The organism is Microbacterium sp. LWH7-1.2, assembly GCF_038397755.1.
Taxonomy (GTDB): domain Bacteria; phylum Actinomycetota; class Actinomycetes; order Actinomycetales; family Microbacteriaceae; genus Microbacterium.
Map to the genome: position 1 here is coordinate 3,795,834 of NZ_CP151637.1, position 19,422 is coordinate 3,815,255.

Consider the following 19,422-nt stretch of genomic DNA (forward strand, 5'->3'; position numbering starts at 1 on the left):
TCCCGAACTCATGCAGGCAGCAACAAGGAGTCACTCAGCGATGATTGAACCGATCGCGATCGTCGAGGTCCGCGACGCGTCCATTACCTTTCCGGGCGTCAAAGCACTCGACGAGGTCAGCTTCCGGCTTCTTCCCGGCGAGGTCCACACCCTCATGGGGGAGAACGGCGCCGGAAAGTCCACGCTCATCAAGGCGCTGACCGGGGTGTACCAGATCGACTCCGGCGAGATCGTCGTGGCCGGCGAGGTGCGACACTTCACCGGCACCGCGTCCGCTCAGGCAGCGGGGATCTCCACCGTGTACCAGGAAGTGAACCTGTGCACGAACCTCAGCATCGGCGAGAACGTCATGCTCGGCCACGAGGCGCGCGGGCTCACCGGCGTGAACTGGCGCAAGACCCACGCGCTCGCCCAAGAGGCCCTCGCGCGGATGGGGCTCGGCGACCTCGACCCCCGCGCCCCGCTCTCCTCCATCTCCATCGCGATGCAGCAGCTTGTCGCGATCAGCCGCGCGATGGTGACCGACTCCAAGGTGCTCATCCTCGACGAGCCGACCTCGAGCCTCGATGCGAACGAGGTCGAGGTGCTCTTCGGCGTCATCCGCCGCCTGCGCGACCAGGGCGTCGCGATCCTCTTCGTCTCGCACTTCCTCGATCAGGTGTACGCGATCAGCGACCGCATCACCGTGCTGCGCAACGGCCGTTTCGTGGGCGAGTACCTCAAGCGGGACCTGGACCGGACCCAGCTCATCTCCAAGATGATCGGCAAGGACTTCGAGTCGCTGCGCGCGCTCGGCTCCAACCGGCAGACCGAGGTGCGCGACCGCACCCGGACCCCGCTCTTCGCAGCCGAGGGTCTGGGGCGCAAGGGTGCGATCGAAGCCACCGACGTCGAGATCCACGCCGGCGAGGTCGTCGGCTTCGCAGGGCTGCTCGGAGCCGGCCGCACCGAGCTCGCGCGACTCATCGCCGGCGCCGACAAGGCGGATTCCGGCACGGTGCAGATCAAGGGCAAGAAGGTCTCGCTGAACTCGCCCGTCGCCGGCCTCGCGCATGGCATCGCATATTCGACCGAGAGCCGTCGCGACGACGGCATCGTCGGCGACCTCAGCATCCGCGAGAACATCATGCTCGCCGTCCAGGCTCGTCGCGGCTGGCTCCGACGCGTGCCCGCCCGCGAAGTCGACCAGCTCGTCAACACCTACATGGAGCGCTTCAGCGTGCGCCCCAACGACCCGAACCGCCCGATCCGCCTGCTCTCCGGCGGTAACCAGCAGAAGGTGCTGCTCGGCCGGTGGCTCGCCACGAACCCTGACCTGCTGCTGCTCGACGAGCCGACCCGTGGAATCGACGTCGGGGCCAAGGCCGACATCCAGGAGACCGTCGCCGAGCTCGCCGAGGGCGGCATGGGCGTCGTGTTCATCTCGTCCGAGCTGGAAGAGGTCGTGCGCCTCTCCGAGCGGATCGTCATCCTCAAGGACCACCAGAAGGTGGGCGAAGTGGTCAACGGACCGGAGGTGACCGCCGAGAGCATCGTCGCGGTCATCGCGACCGAGACGAGCGATGCGGCCGAAGAACAGGCAGATGCGCTTGCCGAGGAGGTCGCCGAAGGCGACGGCCTCGCTGGAAACGAAGGGAACGCGTCATGAGTCGCGTCAAGACCGCGCTCCGGACCCCCTGGTTCTGGGCGATCGTGGGCATCGCGGTGCTGCTGCTGATCAACACGATCAAGAACCCCGCCTACCTTGCGCTCAGTGTGAACCCCACGACGGGGCTTCTGACGGGAAACCTGCTCGACATCCTGCGCGTCTCGGCACCGATCATCATGATCGCGCTCGGCATGACGTTCGTCATCGCGACAGAGGGCATCGACCTGTCCGTCGGATCGATGATGGCCGTCGGCGGCGCGGTGGCGATGCAGACGCTCTCCACGCTCGACGACCCCACATCGGTGGGGGCCATGCTGGCAGCGATCGGTCTCGCGCTCGCGCTGGCGATCGTGCTCGGCGCCGTCAACGGCCTCCTCGTGGCGGTCGTCGGGCTGCAGCCGTTCATCAGCACGCTCATCATGATGCTGGCCGCCCGCGGCATCGCCCGCGTGATCACCGACGGGCAGAACACGAACGCCACCAACGAGCCGTTCCGGCAGCTGGCGAACGGCCAGATCCTGGGCCTTCCGACCAGCTTCGTCCTCGCGATCGCCATCGTCGTGACCATCGCGCTCGTCATGCGCCGCACCGCGCTGGGGCTGATGATCGAGTCGATCGGCATCAACCCGAAGGCGAGCCGGCTGGCCGGCATCCGTCCTCGTCCCATCCTGTTCGGCGTCTACATCCTGTCGGCGGCGCTCGCCGCGGTGGGCGGCCTGTTCAGTGTGTCCGAGGTGATGACGGTGAGCGTCTCGGGCACCGGCAACCTGATGGAGCTCGACGCCATCCTCGCCGTGGTCATCGGCGGCACGTCGCTCGCGGGAGGCAAGTTCTCGATCCTGGGCTCGACCATCGGCGCCCTCCTCATCGCGACCCTGAACAAGACCGTGCTCTTCCTCGGCATCCCCGCCGCGGCGACGCCGGCGTTCAAGGCGCTCGTCATCATCGTCCTGGTGCTCCTGCAGTCGGAGCGGGTCCGTTCGTTCGTCTTCGGACGCGGCAAGCCCTCCGGCACCCCGACGTCGCCGTCGACTCCGGCCGGCACGGAGAGCACCCCCGTCACGAAGGAGGTCGTCGCATGAGCGCGCGCACTCTCGCGGAGTCCGTTCCGCCCGTCGCCGATCTGCCGGAGAGCAAGCAGCCGCGCCAGGTGAGCCGCTTCTCCGGCATGTGGGGCCGCAGTCAGACGCTCATCCCGACGCTCGCCGCGCTGGTCCTGCTGTTCGGCATGCTCATCTACGCCGAGGTCGCCTACGGCCGTGTGTTCCACGCGGGCACCATGTCGAGCCTCCTGGTCAGCTTCGCCCCGACGCTCATCCTGGCGGTCGGCATGACGATCGTGATCGTCTCCGCCGGGATCGACCTGTCGGTCGGTGCGGTGGTGGCGTTCAGCTCGGTGGCCGGCGTGATGCTGATGAACATCGGCGTCAACGGGTGGCTCTCGATGCTCCTGATGATCGTGTTCGGCGCCCTGTTCGGCCTGATCGCCGGCGTCATGATCCAGTACTTCAACGTGCAGCCCTTCATCGCGACGCTGGCGATGATGTTCCTCGCGCGCGGACTGGCCTCGATCCTGTCGACCACCCCTGTCATCGCGGCCGACGACTCGCCGATCCTCCTCCTCGCGACCGACTGGAAGATCATCGACGGGCCGAAGGTCAACGACTTCACCATCACGCCCGGCCTGCTCATCGCGGTGCTCGTCGTGATCGGCGGGATGTTCTTCATGCACCGCACCCGGATGGGTCGCACCGTCTACGCGATCGGCGGCAACGAGGCGTCCGCGCAGCTGATGGGACTTCCCGTCGCGCGCACCCGCGTGTGGATCTACATCGTCTCGGGCGCGCTCGCGGGCCTGGCGGCGATCGTCTACACCGCCGAGGTCGGCGGCAAGGCGCAGAACGTGACGGGCATCGGCTGGGAGCTCGACGCGATCGCCGCGGTGGTGATCGGCGGCACGCTCCTGACGGGCGGCTACGGCTACATCCTCGGATCGGTCGTCGGTGTATTCGTGATCGCCGCGCTGCGCCTGATCATCACGAAGGACGGCACGATCAACCCCGAGTACCTGACGATCATCACCGGCGCCGTGCTGCTCGCCTTCGTGCTGCTGCAGCGCGCGCTGACCCGACGGAGGACGAGCTGATGGCCTACACCGCTGAAGTCGAGGCGTCGATCGCCGCCGTCCGTGCCGATGTCGCGAAGCTCCACGACGAGCTCGTCCGCTACAACCTGATCGTCTGGACGGGTGGCAACGTCTCGGGTCGCGTGCCCGGCGCCGACCTCTTCGTCATCAAGCCCTCCGGTGTGAGCTACGACGACCTCGCGCCCGAGAACATGATCCTGTGCGACCTCGACGGCAACGTCGTCCCGGGGAGCCCCGGGAGCGAGCGCAGCCCGTCGAGCGACACCGCGGCGCACGCTTACGTGTACCGGAACATGCCCGAGGTCGGGGGAGTGGTGCACACGCACTCGACCTTCGCCGTCGCGTGGGCGGCACGTGGCGAGGAGATCCCGTGCGTCATCACTGCGATGGCCGACGAGTTCGGCGGACCCATCCCGGTGGGTCCGTTCGCGATCATCGGCGACGACTCGATCGGCCGCGGCATCGTCGAGACGCTCACCGGTCACCGCTCGCGCGCGGTGCTGATGCAGAACCATGGCCCCTTCACCATCGGCGTCTCGGCCAAGGACGCGGTGAAGGCCGCCGTCATGGTCGAGGACGTCGCCCGCACCGTGCACTATGCGCGTGAGGCCGGCCCGCTGATCCCGATTCCCCAGCACGCGATCGACAGTCTCTACGACCGCTACCAGAACGTGTACGGGCAGAGCACCGACGAGCGTCGCGACGGTGCCGGCGAGGGCGACGGGGAGGGCGGACGATGACGGATGCTGCGTCCCAGGCGATCCGCGAGGGCCGCACCGCGCTCGGCATCGAGTTCGGATCCACCCGCATCAAGGCCTGCCTCGTCGACGCCGACGACCCGGCGGCGGTCCTGGCGGTCGGCTCGCACGCGTGGGAGAACCGGTTCGACGGCGGCCTCTGGACCTACTCGCTCGACGACGTCTGGTCGGGGCTTCAGGCCGCGTACGCCGACCTCGTCGCGGACGCGCGGCAGCGCCATGGCGCTGCACCCGACACGTTCGGCGCCATCGGCGTCTCGGCGATGATGCACGGCTACCTCGCGTTCGACGAGGCGGGCGAGCTGCTCGCCCCGTTCCGCACGTGGCGCAACACGAACACCGGCGCTGCCGCGGCCGAGCTCACCGAGACGTTCGGCGTCAACATCCCGCTGCGCTGGTCGATCGCGCACCTGCACCAGGTCGTGCTGGACGGCGAGGCGCACGTGCCCGACATCCGCTTCGTCACGACGCTCGCCGGTTATGTCCACTGGAGGCTGACCGGTGCGAAGGTGCTCGGCGTCGGCGACGCGTCGGGCATGTTCCCGATCGACTCGGCGACGCGCGACTACGACGCCGACCTCCTCGCGCGCTACGACGCGCTGGCCGCCGGCCGTCTGCCGGTCGCGCACGTCGCCGAGCTCCTGCCCGAGTCGCTCGCCGCAGGCGCACCCGCGGGCGCGCTCACGGCAGAGGGCGCGGCGCTGCTGGACGCGTCGGGAGCCCTGCGTCCCGGCATCGCGTTCTGCGCTCCGGAGGGCGACGCCGGCACGGGCATGGTCGCGACGAACGCCGTCGCGCCGCGCACGGGCAACGTGAGCGCGGGTACGAGCATCTTCGCGATGGTCGTGCTCGAGCGCCCGCTCGCCGAGGTGCACCACGAGCTCGACCTCGTGACGACGCCGGTCGGCGACACCGTCGCGATGGTGCACTGCAACAACGGCGCGAGCGAGCTCGCGGCCTGGGCCGGCATGTTCGCCCGCTTCGCCGAGGCCGCCGGAACACCGCTCGCCGATGACGCCGTCTATGAGACCCTCTTCCGCGAAGCGCTCCACGGCGAAGCGGACGGCGGCGGCCTGCTCGCCTACAACCACCTCGCGGGCGAGCCCATTGCGGGGCTCACCGAGGGCCGTCCCCTGTTCGTCCGCACGCCCGACAGTCGCTTCACGCTCGCGAACGCGATGCGCGCGCAGCTCTACGGCGTCTTCGGCACCCTCGCGCTCGGCATGCGCGTGCTCGACGACGAGGGCGTGGCGCTCGACCGCATGTTCGCCCACGGCGGCATGTTCCGCACCGCCGGCGTCGCGCAGCGCTTCCTCGCAGGCGCGATCGGCGCCCCGGTGTCGGTCGGCGACACCGCCTCGGAGGGCGGCGCGTGGGGCATCGCGGTGCTCGCCGCGTACGCGCGGGCCGTGAACGGTGCGGATGCTGTGGCCGCAGCATCCGTCCCCGCACTCGCGTCCTATCTCGACGACCGTGTCTTCGCCGGCGCGGCCATCGCGACCGCCGAACCGGATCCCGCCGACGTCGCGGGCTTCGCCGCCTACCTCGACCGCTATCGCGCCGGCCTCGCCGTCGAAGCCGCCGCCGTCTCCGCCCTCTGACCCACGAAGGATCCACGATGACCCGCACCCCCCTGTCCACCTCCCTCGACACCTACGAAATGTGGTTCGTCACGGGCAGCCAGAACCTGTACGGCGAAGAGACCCTCCGCCAGGTCGCCGAGCAGTCCCAGGCCGTCGCGGCCGGACTGGAAGGCCTCCCCGTCAAGGTCGTGTGGAAGCCCGTCCTCAAGGACTCCGACTCCATCCGCCGCCTCGCCCTCGACGTGAACGCCCGCGACGAGGTCATCGGCGTCGTCGCGTGGATGCATACGTTCAGCCCGGCGAAGATGTGGATCGCGGGTCTCGACGCGCTGCAGAAGCCGCTGCTGCACCTGCACACGCAGGCGAACGTCGAGCTGCCCTGGGCCGACATCGACTTCGACTTCATGAACCTCAACCAGGCGGCGCACGGCGACCGCGAGTTCGGGTACATCCAGACGCGCCTCGGCGTCGCGCGCAAGACCGTCGTCGGCCACGTCTCGAACCCGGCGGTGCGCCAGCAGGTCGAGGACTGGCAGCGCGCCGCTGCCGGCTGGGCCGCCTCGCGCACCCTCAAGCTCGCCCGCTTCGGCGACAACATGCGCTACGTCGCCGTCACCGAGGGCGACAAGACCGAGGCCGAGCTGCGGTTCGGTGTGCAGGTCAACACGTGGGGCGTGAACGAGCTCGTCGCCGCGGTCGAAGCGGCGTCCGACGACGACATCGACGCGCTGGTGCAGGTGTACCTCGACACGTACGACGTGGCGAGCGAGTTGCAGCCGGGAGGCCGCTGCCACCAGTCGCTGCGCGACGGCGCGGCGATCGAGCTCGGCCTGCGCTCGTTCCTCGAGGAGGGCGGCTTCGGCGCCTTCACCACGTCGTTCGAAGACCTCGGCGCGCTCAAGCAGCTGCCGGGCCTCGCGGTGCAGCGCCTGATGGCCGAGGGCTACGGCTTCGGCGCCGAGGGCGATTGGAAGACCGCGATCCTGGTGCGCGTGGCCAACGTGATGGGCGCAGGTCTCCCTGGGGGCGCGAGCCTCATGGAGGACTACACCTACGACCTGGTCGCGGGCGACGAGAAGATCCTCGGCGCGCACATGCTCGAGGTCTCGCCGTCGCTGACCACCGCCAAGCCGCGCCTCGAGGTGCACGCGCTCGGCATCGGCGGCAAGGACGACCCGGTGCGCCTGGTCTTCACCGCGGACCCGGGCCCCGCGCTCGTCGTCGCGATGAGCGACATGCGCGATCGGTTCCGCCTCGTCGCGAACGTGGTCGAGAACGTCGACGCGCCCGACCTGCCGAAGCTCCCTGTCGGCCGCGCGGTCTGGAAGCCCGCGCCCGACTTCGCGACGAGCGCGGCGTGCTGGCTGGCCGCGGGCGCGGCGCACCACACCGTGATGACGACGGCGGTCGGCATCGAGGTGTTCCGCGACTTCGCCGACATCGCCGGCACCGAGCTCGTCGTCATCGACGAAGACACCACTGTCCGCAGCTTCCAGCGCGAGCTGCGCTGGAACCAGGCCTACTACCGACTCGCCCAGGGCTTCTGAGCGAGCCGCCGCCCTACCCGAGGGAGCACTCACCGATGAGTACGCAACCGTCCTTCACCCGCCACCCTTCACGTCGTCGAACCGCACGGCGCGGGGTCGCGGCATCCCTGGCCGCCGCAGTGGCGGTCTCGGTCATGGGCCTCACCGCGCCCCTGGCTGCGACCGCGGCGGAGGCTCCGGCGCCCACCGCGCACTACGACATGTCGCATTCCGGCTCCGCCCTGCTCGATGTCTCAGGCAACGGCCGCAATGCGACGCTCTCGGGCCTCACCGATGCGTCGTTCGCCGACGCCGGGGGCGACGAGGTGCTGCGATTCCGCGCCGACGGCTACGCGGCTCTCCCGCAGGGGCTCGTGACCGGGGCCGACAACGACTTCACCGTCGAGTACACGGTGTCGACGCAGACCGCGGCGAACCACTTCGGCTGGGTCATCGGCGACGGCGTGGGACCGTGGAACACGACGCAGCTCGGCAACCACATCTTCCTGAGCCCGCGGTCGGCGCAGGCCGGCTACACGAACCAGGTGCTCGCGGCGATCCGCGTGAAGTCCGCCGCGGACAACGGCGAGACCCGCATGCCCGCGGGCGGCGGCCTCAACCCCGGCTTCACGACCCTCACGATGGTGGGCTCAGGCAGCACGCTGACGCTGTATCGCGATGGCTCGGTGATCTCGACCCTCACCCACACGCGATCCCTCAGCTCGATAATCCCGAGCGGGAACGTGCTGGGATACCTGGGCCGGTCGCTCTACCAAGGCGACGCGCTCCTTCGCGCCGACGTCGCAGATGTGAAGTTCTGGGATGTCGCGCTCACGGCCGGCGAGGTCACCGCGAGCATGCCGACCGCAGCCGAGAAGACCGCCGCGACGTCGGCGCTGCTGCGGGGTGACGTCCTCGCTGCGATGCTCGGCGCGAATCCGTCGCTCGACGCCGTCTCGAGCGACCTGACGCTGCCGGCCTCCGTCAACGGCGTCAGTCTGACGTGGGCGTCGTCCGCGCCCGAGGTCGTGTCGGCCAGCGGTGTCGTCACGCGTTCGATCACCGAGAACGAGTCCGCGACCCTCACTGCGACGACGTCGCTGGGCTCGACGCTGACGTTCGAGGTGGTGGTGCTCGCCCCCAGCGTCTCGGCCGACCTCGACGCGATCTCGCTCGCGACGCGCACGACCGAGAACCTTCCGCTCGTCGCGAAGGGCACGGTCAACGGCGCATCGATCACGTGGACCTCGTCGGACGCTGCCCTCGTGACGCCGACGGATGCCTCGTACACGGCCCCCGCGGTGGGTGCAGCCGATCCCTTCCGGGGCGGCGGCATCGTGACGCGTCCGGCCTACGGCGATGGCGACCGGCAGGTGACGCTCACGGCGTCGGCGACGCTCAACGGCACGACCCAGCACCGCGCGTTCGAGGTGACCGTCGCCGAGATGGGGCGCTGGGCGCCCGATGCCGGATACGCGGCCGCGTACTTCCCGTCTAACGAGAACGAGAAGATCTACCAGGCGGCCACGACGGGCAACGACTTCTTCACCTTCACGCCGGTGAACGGCGGACAGCCCGTCATCACGTCGACCACCGACACGCGCGGCCTTCGCGACCCGTACATCCTTCGCTCGAAAGACGGAGACAAGTACTACATGGTCGCGACCGACCTCTGCATCGGCTGCGGAACCGGGTGGGGAGCCGCACAGTCCAACGGCAGCCTCAAGATCGAGGTGTGGGAGTCCACCGACCTGGTGAACTGGGAGCGCACGAACGGCGAGAACACCGGCATCACCGTCAACCAGCCGGCAGCCGGCATGACGTGGGCGCCGGAGGCCTATTGGGACGACGATCTGCAGTCGTACGTCGTGTTCTTCGCGTCGCGGCTGTATTCGGACGCGACCCACACCAACACCGACAAGCTCTACGCCCGCATGTTCGCCGTGCTCACGCGTGACTTCAAGACGTTCACCTACCCGCCGACGACGTGGCAGGACACCGGCTACGCCCGGATCGACTCCACCGTCACGAAGATCGGCGACTACTACTACCGGTTCACCAAGAACGAGGAAGGCGGCGCGGCCGGCATCCTCGAGGCGGGCAAGGACATCTTCCTCGAACGCTCGAAGGTGCTGACGGCGCCGACGAGCCAGTCCAGCTGGTCGGCGAACCCCGAGACCAGGTGGCAGCTCACCGACACCCGCATGACCAGCCTCGAGACCGGACAGGCGGGCGAGGGCCCCGAGATCGTCAAGCTCAACGAGGGTGACCCGAACAACGCCGGCGACGGCTACGTGATGCTCGTCGACAACTACGCTGCGGGCGGCTACCGCGCGTTCGTGACCAGCGGTGGGGCGATCGCGTCGAGCCACCAGGGCGACCGTCTGTCTCAGCGCGCCGAGTGGACAGTGCGTCCCCCCGGCGGCCTGCCGGCCAGCCCGCGGCACGGGGCGTTCGTGAGCGTGTCGCAGGGCGTGCTCGACGCGATGCACAGCTGGACCGGCGTCACCGCCGTCGACTCGGCCACCGCGCTGACGGCGGAGGGCTCGACGGTCACCGCCGAGGTCACGGCGGACGACGGCGGCGACGTCGCCGGCACCGTGACCTTCACCGGTGGCGGCTGGACCGAGACCGTCGCGCTGACGGATGCCGCGGCATCCGTCACCGTCCCGGCAGGCGTCGGAGCCGTCACGGCGCACTACGACGGCTACCACGACGGGCTCGTCGCCCCCTCGACCTCGCAGTCGGTGGCCCTCGGCCTCGAACTCTCGGCGACGGCGACCACGCGATGCGTCGCCGGCAAGGTCGTCGAGGTGGTCTCCGTCGGCAACAGCGACGACGTCGCCGCGACGGTCGCGATCGCCGGGCCCTACGGCGGCAAGAGCATCACGGTGGCGCCCGGCAAGACCGTCACATCGGCGTTCTCGACCAGGCTGCCCTCGACGACGTCGCACGACGTCGCCGTGACGGGCGAATCGGCCGACGGTCGTGAGTTCGCCGCACAGGTGAGCGTGCCCGCGGCGAGCTGCGGCTGACGACTGGCGGGGGACTCGGCCCGAACCGGGTCCCCCGCCCTTCCGCGGCTACTCTGGGTCGCGGTGTTTCCCCCACCTGCAAGGAGCATTCCCATGGCACGTCCCCCCGCATCCGGAACCCAGCACGCCCTACGCGCCGGCGACTACGAGGCCGTCGTGGCGAGCGTCGGCGCGACGCTCCGCTCGCTCACCTACCGGGGCCGTGACCTCGTCGTGCCGTTCGACGCGGATGAGGTGCGCCCTTCGTATCGAGGGGCGACGCTCGCTCCCTGGCCGAACCGGGTCGTCGATGGCGCGTATTCGTTCGGCGGACGCGACTTCCAGCTGGCACTCACCGAGCCGGCCCGGTCGCATGCGCTGCACGGGCTCGCGGCGTGGCTGGACTTCGACGCGATCGACAAGGGCCCCGACCACGTCACGCTGGAAGCGGTGGTGCAGGCGCAGACCGGGTACCCGTGGCGTGTGGTGGTGACCACCCGGTTCTCCCTCGGGACGGACGGGCTGACCCAGTCGGTGACGGCGCGGAACGAGAGTGCCGAGCCGGCGCCGTGGGGCACCGGCCCCCATCCCTATCTCGTGGCCGGCGACGGACTGGTGGATGAGTGGACCCTGGAGCTGCCCGCGTCGCGGGTGCTGGCGGTCACGGAGGACCGGCTGGCGCCGACCGGGCTAGTGGCGGTGGATGCCGACGAGCCGGACCGCTTCGACTTCCGGGCTGCGCGCCGGATCGGTTCGGCGTTCATCGACCACGCATACACGGGTCTCGAACGAGGCGCCGACGGCACCGCCACGGTCCGCGTGACCGATCCGGCGGGCTCGGGCGTCGAGATGTCGTGGGATGCCGCGTGCCCGTGGGTCCAGATCCACACCGCCGACAAGCCCGACCCCGCGCAGAGTCGCCTCGGTCTCGCCGTCGAGCCCATGACGTGCGCGCCTGATGCGTTCAACGCCGGGTCGTACGACTACGACGCGGGGCTCATCGTCATCGAGCCCGCGGCATCCGTCACCGCTTCGTGGCGCATCGCCGCCATCGGCTGATTCCGGGCACCAGACACAGCGAAAGCGGAGCCGGCCCCCCGGTCGGCTCCGCTTTCATCGTCCGCGGGTCAGCTGTCCCGCAGGTCTTCCTTGATGTCGTTGCGCGTTTTCACCGAGTCGCGCTCGGCCTCGGCCTTCTTGACTTCGGCATCAGCCTTCATCTCGTCGACCTTGTCCCCGACCCGATCGGTGGTGTCCTCCCACGCGTCCTGGATCTTCTCGCCGACGGCCTTGGCCGTCTCCTTCGCGTCGTCCATGAATCCCATCGATCTCTCCTCTCATGAGGGATGACATCGACGGTACGCGCGCGACGGAGACCGGTGCAGTGGGTTGATTCGGTCTGCGACCCTTGATATACGTGCGGAGCGGATGCTGCCGCCCTGGGGTGCATGTGCGCGCGAGGTGGGCGACGGCCCGGGCGCGCGTAGCCACTCCGCGCGAGGCGGCGCGCCGTCAGCGCACCGGAGTGGTGGTGTCGATCGCGTCGCGGAGCGGACGTCGCATCGGCGCCCAGTAGTGCGTCGGCGTGACGCGTGCCAACAGGTCGACCAGGCGCGCCTCGCGGCCGATCATCGTGCGCGGACGCCGGCGGATCGTCGCCTCGACGATGCGCGCCGCGGCGTCGGCGGGCTCGGTGTGGTACATCGCGGCTTGCGCGGCGGCCGCTCGCTGCGCGACCGCCGGGTCGATCGCCGCCGCGTATCGGCCGTGCAGGATGATGCCGGTCTTCACACCGGCGGGGTAGACCGCGCCGACGGTGATCGTGGATCGCTCGAGCTCGTGCCGCAGCGACTCGGTGAACCCGCGCACGGCGAATTTGCTCATCGCGTACGGGATGCGCCCGGCAGGTGCGGCAAGCCCGTAGATCGACACCAGGTGGGTGATGTGCGCGGCCGGCTCGCGCCGCAGCGCCGGCAGCAGCGCCTGTGTGACGTTCACGGTGCCCCAGAGGTTCACGTCCATGAGCCAGCGCATCTCGGACATCGTCACCTGGTCGATGTCGCCGAGCATCGACGATCCGGCGCATGTCACGAGCGCCTGGATGCCGGAATGGGATGCCTCGACCTCCGTCACGACCGAGGCCACCGCGTCGTCGTCGGAGAGGTCGACCACGTGCGTCGTGTGGCCGGTGCCCTCGAGGGTGGCGGCGACGGCGGCGAGGCCGTCGGCGTTGCGGTCGAGGAGGGCGATGCGCGCACCGCGCACGGCGAGCTGCCGGGCGACGTCGGCGCCCATGCCCGCCGCGGCCCCGGTGATGACGGTGGTGCGCCCGCGCACGTCCAGGGGTCGCCGCTTCGCCATGTGATGCCTCCCGCTCCGGCCGTCGCCGTCGACGGGCCGCGCCTACGATTCTCGCTGACTCGGGAAGGCCCGACGGACGCTAGCCTTTGAGGGGAGGTTCGATGGGCAAGACCGCAGAGGCGATTGCCGAAGGGGTGTCCATCGCGTCCGCCGCGGCGCGCCTGGCGATCCGCAACCGCATCCTCGTCGAGACGATCGCGCACGACGAGCAGTTCGACGTGGTCGCTTTCACGCCGTTCGCGCGCGAGACGCTGCTCAGCCTCGCCGACGAGCAGGAGCAGGCCGCCGCGCTCGTCAAGCGTCAGCGCAAGAAGGCCTGGGGCAAGTTCACCGACCCCGACGGCACGCACGACTACCGCGACCGCGACACCCGCAATCTCCGCCGGCGGGGCCGTCAGTATGCGGGCGTCGCCACCGCCCTCCGGCGCATGGCCGACGACCCGCACGTCGTGCGGACCTTCATCGAGCAGTCCCGCGACGCCGCATGGGGCGACGTCGAGGCCAACTTGCAGCGCCGCCTGCGCGTCGAGGGCATGCGCCCCGAGCTCGATCCCGACTACGACCGCATGCGCGCCGCCCGCATGCAGTCGATCCGCCTCGTCGATCTCCCGCGCCTCGCAGCGCACAAGCGACATCACGACGATCCCGGGACGGATGCTGCGCCTCCGGCCGAGCCCGCAGCACACTCACCGCGGGTCTCCGGCGTCGACGTCAGCGAACTCGAGTCCTGACGTCGTCGGCGGCCGCGGCTACGCTCGCGGTGTGGACGGCGATGCAGCCCTGAGTCATCCGATGTGGTTCCCGCCCGAGCATGCGCTTCCGGTGCGCGTGCGCGCCCTGTGCATGGCGTACCCCGAGGCGGTCGAGGCGATCTCGCACGGAAGGTGCACCTTCCGCGCCGGGAAGCGGCAGTTCGCGATCGTCGGAGTCGGCCCCGAGCCCGCGGTCGTCTTCATCCCCGACGAGCTCGAACGCCCCGTGCTGCTCGAGCGCGACGATGTCTTCGTACCGCCCTACGAGGGCGCCTACGGCTGGCTCGCCATCCGCGTGGAGCCGCAGGCGGGCGATTGGGAGCTGCTCGCCGAGCTCATCGACACGTCGTACCGGCAGGTCGCGCTGCAGCGGCAGCTGCGTGCTCTCGACGGCCGATAGGCGAGTCGCCGAGCGCGCGGACACGCCCGGGAAGCCAGCATCCGTCCGCCGATTCGCGCGGCGCGCATCCGTCAGGTATTCTTGACGACGTTGTGCGCGAGAGCGAGCAACGTGCGCCCGTAGCTCAATGGATAGAGCATCTGACTACGGATCAGAAGGTTAGGGGTTCGAGTCCCTTCGGGCGCGCACTGTGTTGAGACAGTAATGATCGAAAACCCGCGGATTTCCGCGGGTTTTCGTGTTTCCGGAGTGGGGTGCGTCCCTTCTGAATCCGCGGGCCCAGTGTCTGACCGCAGATCAGAAGAGTCCCCCTTGGGGGCGAGAATTCCGCGGAATCTCTGGGGCTTTGCCCCGGTCGCGTCGTCCCGATCAGCCAGACATGTGTGCACCCGAGTCGGTGCACACAGTATCGCAGCTTGGGTTACGCCGCCGGCCTCATCAGCGCCCCATACGGATGGCAGCCAGCACATCAACCTCGTCGTGCTCGACTCGGTCACTAGCGTGATGCGACTCCGAAACGACGCGGCGCACGGCTGGTTTGACAAGATCGACCGCGACGTTGCCCGCCGAGTACTGGAGCAGGTCTCCAGTCCGATACCAACGTTGCGCGCCATCGAAGCACGTCTGCGCGAAGTAAACCGCCTCACGATGAATCGCGTCGACTGACGCGCGGCTAAGGCATCGCCGCGATCAACGCTGCCAAGATCATCGGCGAAGTCGCCGGCATCAGCCGCTTTCACAGTCGGCACGCGTTCGCGAGGCACAACGGGACGGCGCCCACCCCCGTGTGGTCGGGCGATCGCGACCGCTTCAGGCTCAGCCGAGCTGGCAATCGACAGCTCAACGCCGCGATCCACCGCGTCGCGGTCACTCAGGCGAGGTCATTCGACCCCGCACGCGAGTACATCGCGCATCGGAACCCGGGAAGGATCCACACGCACGGAGGCCATCGCTCCCTCGAGTGGCGGCTATCCGACGTGGTCTACCGCTCCCTGCTCGCCGACGCAACCGCACTCACTGACCACCCTGCTCAACTCGCGGCTTGACATAGGAGAGAGGGGACTTGACCAGTCCCTTCGGGCGCGCATTGTGTTGAGATAGTAACCTCGAGAAAATCTCCGGTCTTCCGGGGGCTCTTCTTGTTTCTGCCGTTCGGACGGCGTTGCGTTGCGCGGTCGATGGCGTCCCATCACGGCACACACACACGTGAGGAGAGCATCCGCCGGATCGCTATTCCGCTTCCGCAAGCAGGCCAGCCCGCGCGATCCACCCCCACGGCATGGTCGGGTCCCTGGGCAGAGTGGGCGCTCAGCATCGGCCCCTGGGAAGACATTGAGGACCCATGCGCCATCGTCGCCGCGGGTCGCGAGGATCGAAACTTCCTGGACGAATACCGGGATGGTGTCGAGGCTGACTGGCGTCTCACTTCGTCTGACCGACTTCGAACCGAGACCCGTCCGAGAGCGCGTACCAGTTCACTCCGGCAGGCAGCCACGCCGAGCGCAGGCGCCCCGTAGGATGACTTGACTATCTAGACGTAATATGTATGATCATCTGAGAGGTCGCCGCCGGGCGACACGTCGTCAACGACGCCGACTAGAAAGGGACGCGAATGCCTGCACAGCATCAGCGCGCATCACGCTTCATCAGACTCGCTGCGGCTCTCTCCGCCGTCGCGGGAATCGTCGCCCTGGGTGGTTGCTCGTCTGGTGGGGGCGAGGTCGACTCGGAGTACGGGTTTCCGACGGTCGAGCAGGTGCCCGACAGCGAGATCACGGTGTGGGTGGATGCGACTCGTCAGTCCGCAGTCGAGGCTTTCGAGACGGCCAACCCCGATATCAAGGTCGATATGGTCGTCGATGATGGTTCCGCGAGCGGATCGGGGACATTCCAGACCAAGATCGGGCTCGCCGATCAAGCGGGCGAGGGCTGGCCGGACGTGGTCTTTTCCACACAGAACAACGATGCCTCGTGGGCCTCTCAGCCGACCAATGGTGTTCAGGCGTTTGCCGCTCCTGTCAACAAGGGCTTCTTCGATCAGAGCTTCCTCGACGGCTTCACCCCCGGCGCGCTCGACCCCGTGACCGTGGATGACACGGTGTGGGGCCTGCGCAACGATCTGGCGCCCGTGCTGTTCTGGTACAACAAGCCGCTTCTCGACGAGTTCGGCTACGACGTGCCGACGACGTGGGAGCAGTATCAAGAACTCGGTGACAAGCTCGCTGCGGAGCACCCGGGTTACACGCTGGGATCGGTGGGGGACTCGTTCACTGGCCCCTTCGTCTACTACTGGAGTGGGTCGGCTCCGATCTTCCAGGTGGACGGCGACACGTTCAGCTCTGACGTGCACGCAGCCGACTCCGAGAAGGTCACTGCGCTGATCGACCACATGGTCGCGAACAAGACGCTGACCCAGGACAGTGTTTTCGGGGCTGACTTCGTCGCCGACAGCAGCAAGCTCGTCGCGATACCCGGACCGGCTTGGTACGCGGGAGCGCTCTTCCAGAACCCCGACAGCATCAACGCGACCTCCGGCCAGTGGATCGCCGCACCTCCGCTGTCCTGGGAGGGCAGCGACGAGGTGACCGGCAACGTGGGTGGCGGTGTCTGGTATGCATCGAGTCACTCGAAGAATCTCGATGCGGTCAAGACCTTCCTCGAGTTCGTCACGACCCAGGATGGCGTCGCCGGCACCGGTGGTCTTCCCGCCTACCAGAGCGCGGCGGACACCTGGCTGCAGGACCAGGCCGCCAGCGGCTTCTTCGGCCCGGACTTCGCCACGAGTGTGGGCACCGCCGCGGAAAGCGTGTGGAGCGGTTGGGGATATCCGAGCTTCTCGGCCGAGACCGCCTACGCGAAGGTCATCGTCCCCGCCCTTGCCGCAGGCAAGAAGATCTCCGACGTCGCCGACGAGTGGCAGAAGGAGATGCAGAACGAAGCGACCGTTCAGGGTTACTCGGTCGATTAGGGCCGCGTCATCGAAAGGCCTGTGCAACCCCATGAGTGCACCACGTTCGAGCGCGGTTGCCGGATCCCATCGGGTCCGGCGACCGCGCCCCGCCCGCGCCGCAGCCGGCGCGCGAGCTCAAGCCCGCATCGGGCTCTTGTTCACCAGTGTCTACACGCTCTTTCTGATCGCATTCGGCGTGCTGCCCACGCTGTACGCCATCTTCTTGGCGTTCACACGCAACGGCGCCTTCGCCGGCGTCGACAACTTTCTCCGAGTGTTCTCGGACTACCGCTTCCTGCCTGCGGTGATGCATGTTGCCGCGTATGTCGTGGTCTGGCTCATTAGCCTGGTCGTCTTCGTTGTACTCCTCGCGTTGGTCGTGCAGGCGATTCGAATCCGATGGGTCTCGACGAGCGTCCGATTCCTGTACTACGTTCCCGGTGCGCTGGCCGGCGCGGCCAGCGTCATGCTGTGGCTCTTCGTGCTCGACCCGTCCGTCAGTCCCGTGGCCTGGCTGCTGCACGCGCTCGGCAGTGATTCGCTCGTTCAAACGGTCCAGCTCGACACACTCCCGATCGTCTTGGCCGTCATCGCGTTCTGGACCGGTGCCGGCGGATGGATCGTGATCATGTACGGTGCTCTGAACAACATCAGCGCCGACATTCTGGAGGCCGCGCGGATCGACGGTGCGGGAGCGTGGTCGACTGCCTGGTTCATCCAGATCCCGCTCCTGCGCAAGTGGATCTCGTACATGGCGATCCTGTCCCTCGCGGCCGGAACTCAGCTCTTCGTCGAGCCGCGCGTCCTGTCGCAGGCGACTCATGGTGTGGTCCCGCAGGACTACTCCCTCAATCAACTGAGCTTTCTCTATGCGTTCAAGCAGGCCGACTTCAACGGCTCGGCAGCGATCTCGCTGCTCCTGCTCGTGGTCGCATTGTTGCTGAGCGTCTATTTCGTCTTCAGGGGTGGTCTCTTTGAGCGTGAGTGAGCTCGATACTCGGGCCGTTACAACGAAAGGCTCGTCGCAGCGAAGGGGAGGGCTCCCGCGCGACGGTCGCCCGCTGAGCCCGGCTCGGTGGATGGGGCGGGCGCTGGCGATCGCCCTCCTTGCAGTGTTCGTCGCGTTCTTCGTCATCCCGCTGGTGTGGCTCGTTCTCGCGCCGACGAAGTCGTCTCGGGAGCTTCTGCTCGGAAACCCCTTCTCGGTCGGGGGTCTGCAGCAGCTGCAGGACAACTGGCAGAGCCTCATCGCCTACCAGGACGGCGTGATGTGGACGTGGCTCGGCAATTCCAGCCTGTATGCCCTCAGCGCGCTCGTCATCACCCTCGTCATCAGCGTCCCTGCGGGATACGCGTTGGCACTGACCGAGTTCCGCGGACGGAAGGCGCTCCTCGCGGTGACGCTGATCGTCATGCTGATTCCCAACACCGCCCTCGTCCTGCCGATCTTCCTTCAGATGAGCGCGTTGAAACTCATCGGGAATCCCCTCTCGGTGATCCTGCCCTTCTCGTTCTTCCCGTTCGGCGTCTACCTGACGTACATCTACTTCTCCACCACCGTTTCGCGCGACCTGCTCGACGCCGCGCGCATCGATGGCGCGGGCGAGTTCCGCGTCTTCGCGCAGGTCGCCATGCCGCTCGCCACGCCGGTGATCGCGCTGGTGGGGTTCTTCAGCTTCGTCGGCAACTGGAACAACTACTTCCTCCCGTTCGTGATGGTTCCCGGCAGGAAGGCTCCCGTCCAAGTGGGCATCGCGGAGCTGCTCGCCAATGTTCCGCAGTTCAACCCCACCAATGCGGCGTCGTCGACGATCGAATTGCCGACGCTCGCGCTCGCGACGCTCGTCGCCATTGCGCCGGTGCTGACCATCTTCTTGTTCTCCCAGAGGTTCCTGGTCACGGGAATGACGGCCGGCGGAACGAAAGGGTGAGCACCATACGATACGGAATGGCCTGCCGGCTCCGACCGGACAAGCGCGCGGAGTATCTCCGCCTGCATTCGGACGTCTGGCCGGGTGTCGAGGAGATGATCTCACGCTGCGGGATACGCAACTTCACGATCTTCATCCGCGGTGACGTGCTCTTCGGGTACTACGAATACGTGGGTGATGACTGGGATGCGGACCAGGCCAGAATGGCGGCGGACCCCGTGACGCGGGATTGGTGGTCCCACACCGACCCCTGCCAGATCGGTTTCGACTCCGACGCTGCGGATGGCGCCCGTTGGCAGGCGCTTGACGAGGTGTGGCACCAGGACTGAGGCACAACGTACCGCCCGACCAGG

The 19,422-nt window shown here is 68.3% G+C and carries 18 protein-coding genes and 1 tRNA gene; 17 read left to right on the forward strand and 2 right to left on the reverse strand.

The window, feature by feature from the left end; all coding sequences use genetic code 11:
* The first annotated feature begins 40 nt into the window (after positions 1–40).
* The 8 genes from MRBLWH7_RS17555 (at position 41) to MRBLWH7_RS17590 (ending at position 11,734) form a co-directional block, all read left to right on the forward strand.
* Positions 41–1,648 (forward strand): sugar ABC transporter ATP-binding protein, encoded by a 1,608-nt coding sequence (locus MRBLWH7_RS17555; RefSeq protein WP_341996824.1) that lies wholly within the window; start codon positions 41–43, stop codon positions 1,646–1,648.
* Positions 1,645–2,730 (forward strand): ABC transporter permease, encoded by a 1,086-nt coding sequence (locus MRBLWH7_RS17560; protein WP_341996826.1) that lies wholly within the window; start codon positions 1,645–1,647, stop codon positions 2,728–2,730. Before MRBLWH7_RS17555 ends, MRBLWH7_RS17560 begins: the two co-directional genes overlap by 4 nt.
* Positions 2,727–3,794: a sugar ABC transporter permease gene (locus MRBLWH7_RS17565; protein WP_341996828.1), complete on the forward strand. Its 1,068-nt coding sequence runs from the start codon at positions 2,727–2,729 to the stop codon at positions 3,792–3,794. The genes MRBLWH7_RS17560 and MRBLWH7_RS17565 overlap by 4 nt, the downstream gene beginning before the upstream one ends.
* Positions 3,794–4,534: an L-ribulose-5-phosphate 4-epimerase gene (locus tag MRBLWH7_RS17570; protein WP_341996830.1), complete on the forward strand. Its 741-nt coding sequence runs from the start codon at positions 3,794–3,796 to the stop codon at positions 4,532–4,534. Before MRBLWH7_RS17565 ends, MRBLWH7_RS17570 begins: the two co-directional genes overlap by 1 nt.
* Positions 4,531–6,153: an FGGY-family carbohydrate kinase gene (locus MRBLWH7_RS17575; protein ID WP_341996832.1), complete on the forward strand. Its 1,623-nt coding sequence runs from the start codon at positions 4,531–4,533 to the stop codon at positions 6,151–6,153. The genes MRBLWH7_RS17570 and MRBLWH7_RS17575 overlap by 4 nt, the downstream gene beginning before the upstream one ends.
* Before the next feature lie 17 nt (positions 6,154–6,170).
* Complete coding sequence (gene araA, locus MRBLWH7_RS17580) at positions 6,171–7,682, forward strand: L-arabinose isomerase (RefSeq protein WP_341996834.1); 1,512 nt, start codon at positions 6,171–6,173, stop codon at positions 7,680–7,682.
* A 35-nt stretch (positions 7,683–7,717) separates the two neighbouring features.
* Positions 7,718–10,696: an immunoglobulin-like domain-containing protein gene (locus tag MRBLWH7_RS17585; protein ID WP_341996836.1), complete on the forward strand. Its 2,979-nt coding sequence runs from the start codon at positions 7,718–7,720 to the stop codon at positions 10,694–10,696.
* A gap of 93 nt (positions 10,697–10,789) precedes the next feature.
* Positions 10,790–11,734 carry an aldose 1-epimerase family protein gene (locus tag MRBLWH7_RS17590; protein WP_341996838.1) on the forward strand — a complete coding sequence of 315 codons (945 nt, stop codon included), beginning with the start codon at positions 10,790–10,792 and terminating at the stop codon, positions 11,732–11,734.
* A 68-nt stretch (positions 11,735–11,802) separates the two neighbouring features.
* On the opposite strand, the gene MRBLWH7_RS17595 is transcribed toward MRBLWH7_RS17590, so the two are convergent.
* Positions 11,803–11,991: a hypothetical protein gene (locus tag MRBLWH7_RS17595; protein ID WP_341996840.1), complete on the reverse strand. Its 189-nt coding sequence runs from the start codon at positions 11,989–11,991 to the stop codon at positions 11,803–11,805.
* Between the two features lie 196 nt (positions 11,992–12,187).
* A complete protein-coding gene (locus tag MRBLWH7_RS17600) occupies positions 12,188–13,036 on the reverse strand; it encodes an SDR family oxidoreductase (RefSeq protein ID WP_341996842.1) in 849 nt (282 codons plus the stop codon).
* A gap of 101 nt (positions 13,037–13,137) precedes the next feature.
* Between MRBLWH7_RS17600 and MRBLWH7_RS17605 the strand changes: the two genes are divergently transcribed.
* The 9 genes from MRBLWH7_RS17605 (at position 13,138) to MRBLWH7_RS17645 (ending at position 19,398) form a co-directional block, all read left to right on the forward strand.
* Entirely contained in the window at positions 13,138–13,767 is a 630-nt protein-coding gene (locus tag MRBLWH7_RS17605) for an asparagine synthase (RefSeq protein ID WP_341996844.1), read from the forward strand.
* 31 nt (positions 13,768–13,798) lie between these two features.
* Entirely contained in the window at positions 13,799–14,188 is a 390-nt protein-coding gene (locus MRBLWH7_RS17610) for an MmcQ/YjbR family DNA-binding protein (RefSeq protein ID WP_341996846.1), read from the forward strand.
* Positions 14,189–14,301: 113 nt separating this feature from the next.
* A tRNA-Arg gene (locus MRBLWH7_RS17615) sits at positions 14,302–14,374 on the forward strand.
* Positions 14,375–14,668: 294 nt separating this feature from the next.
* Positions 14,669–14,854, forward strand: coding sequence for a hypothetical protein (locus MRBLWH7_RS17620; RefSeq protein ID WP_341996848.1), 186 nt, complete (start codon positions 14,669–14,671; stop codon positions 14,852–14,854).
* Between the two features lie 23 nt (positions 14,855–14,877).
* Entirely contained in the window at positions 14,878–15,234 is a 357-nt protein-coding gene (locus tag MRBLWH7_RS17625; protein ID WP_342002125.1) for a transposase, read from the forward strand.
* A 566-nt stretch (positions 15,235–15,800) separates the two neighbouring features.
* Positions 15,801–17,156: a carbohydrate ABC transporter substrate-binding protein gene (locus MRBLWH7_RS17630; protein ID WP_341996851.1), complete on the forward strand. Its 1,356-nt coding sequence runs from the start codon at positions 15,801–15,803 to the stop codon at positions 17,154–17,156.
* Between the two features lie 178 nt (positions 17,157–17,334).
* Positions 17,335–18,126 (forward strand): sugar ABC transporter permease, encoded by a 792-nt coding sequence (locus tag MRBLWH7_RS17635; protein WP_341996852.1) that lies wholly within the window; start codon positions 17,335–17,337, stop codon positions 18,124–18,126.
* On the forward strand, positions 18,119–19,069 hold the full coding sequence (locus MRBLWH7_RS17640) for a carbohydrate ABC transporter permease (RefSeq protein ID WP_341996854.1): 951 nt from the start codon (positions 18,119–18,121) through the stop codon (positions 19,067–19,069). The genes MRBLWH7_RS17635 and MRBLWH7_RS17640 overlap by 8 nt, the downstream gene beginning before the upstream one ends.
* Before the next feature lie 17 nt (positions 19,070–19,086).
* Positions 19,087–19,398 (forward strand): L-rhamnose mutarotase, encoded by a 312-nt coding sequence (locus MRBLWH7_RS17645; RefSeq protein WP_341996856.1) that lies wholly within the window; start codon positions 19,087–19,089, stop codon positions 19,396–19,398.
* Positions 19,399–19,422 lie beyond the last annotated feature (24 nt).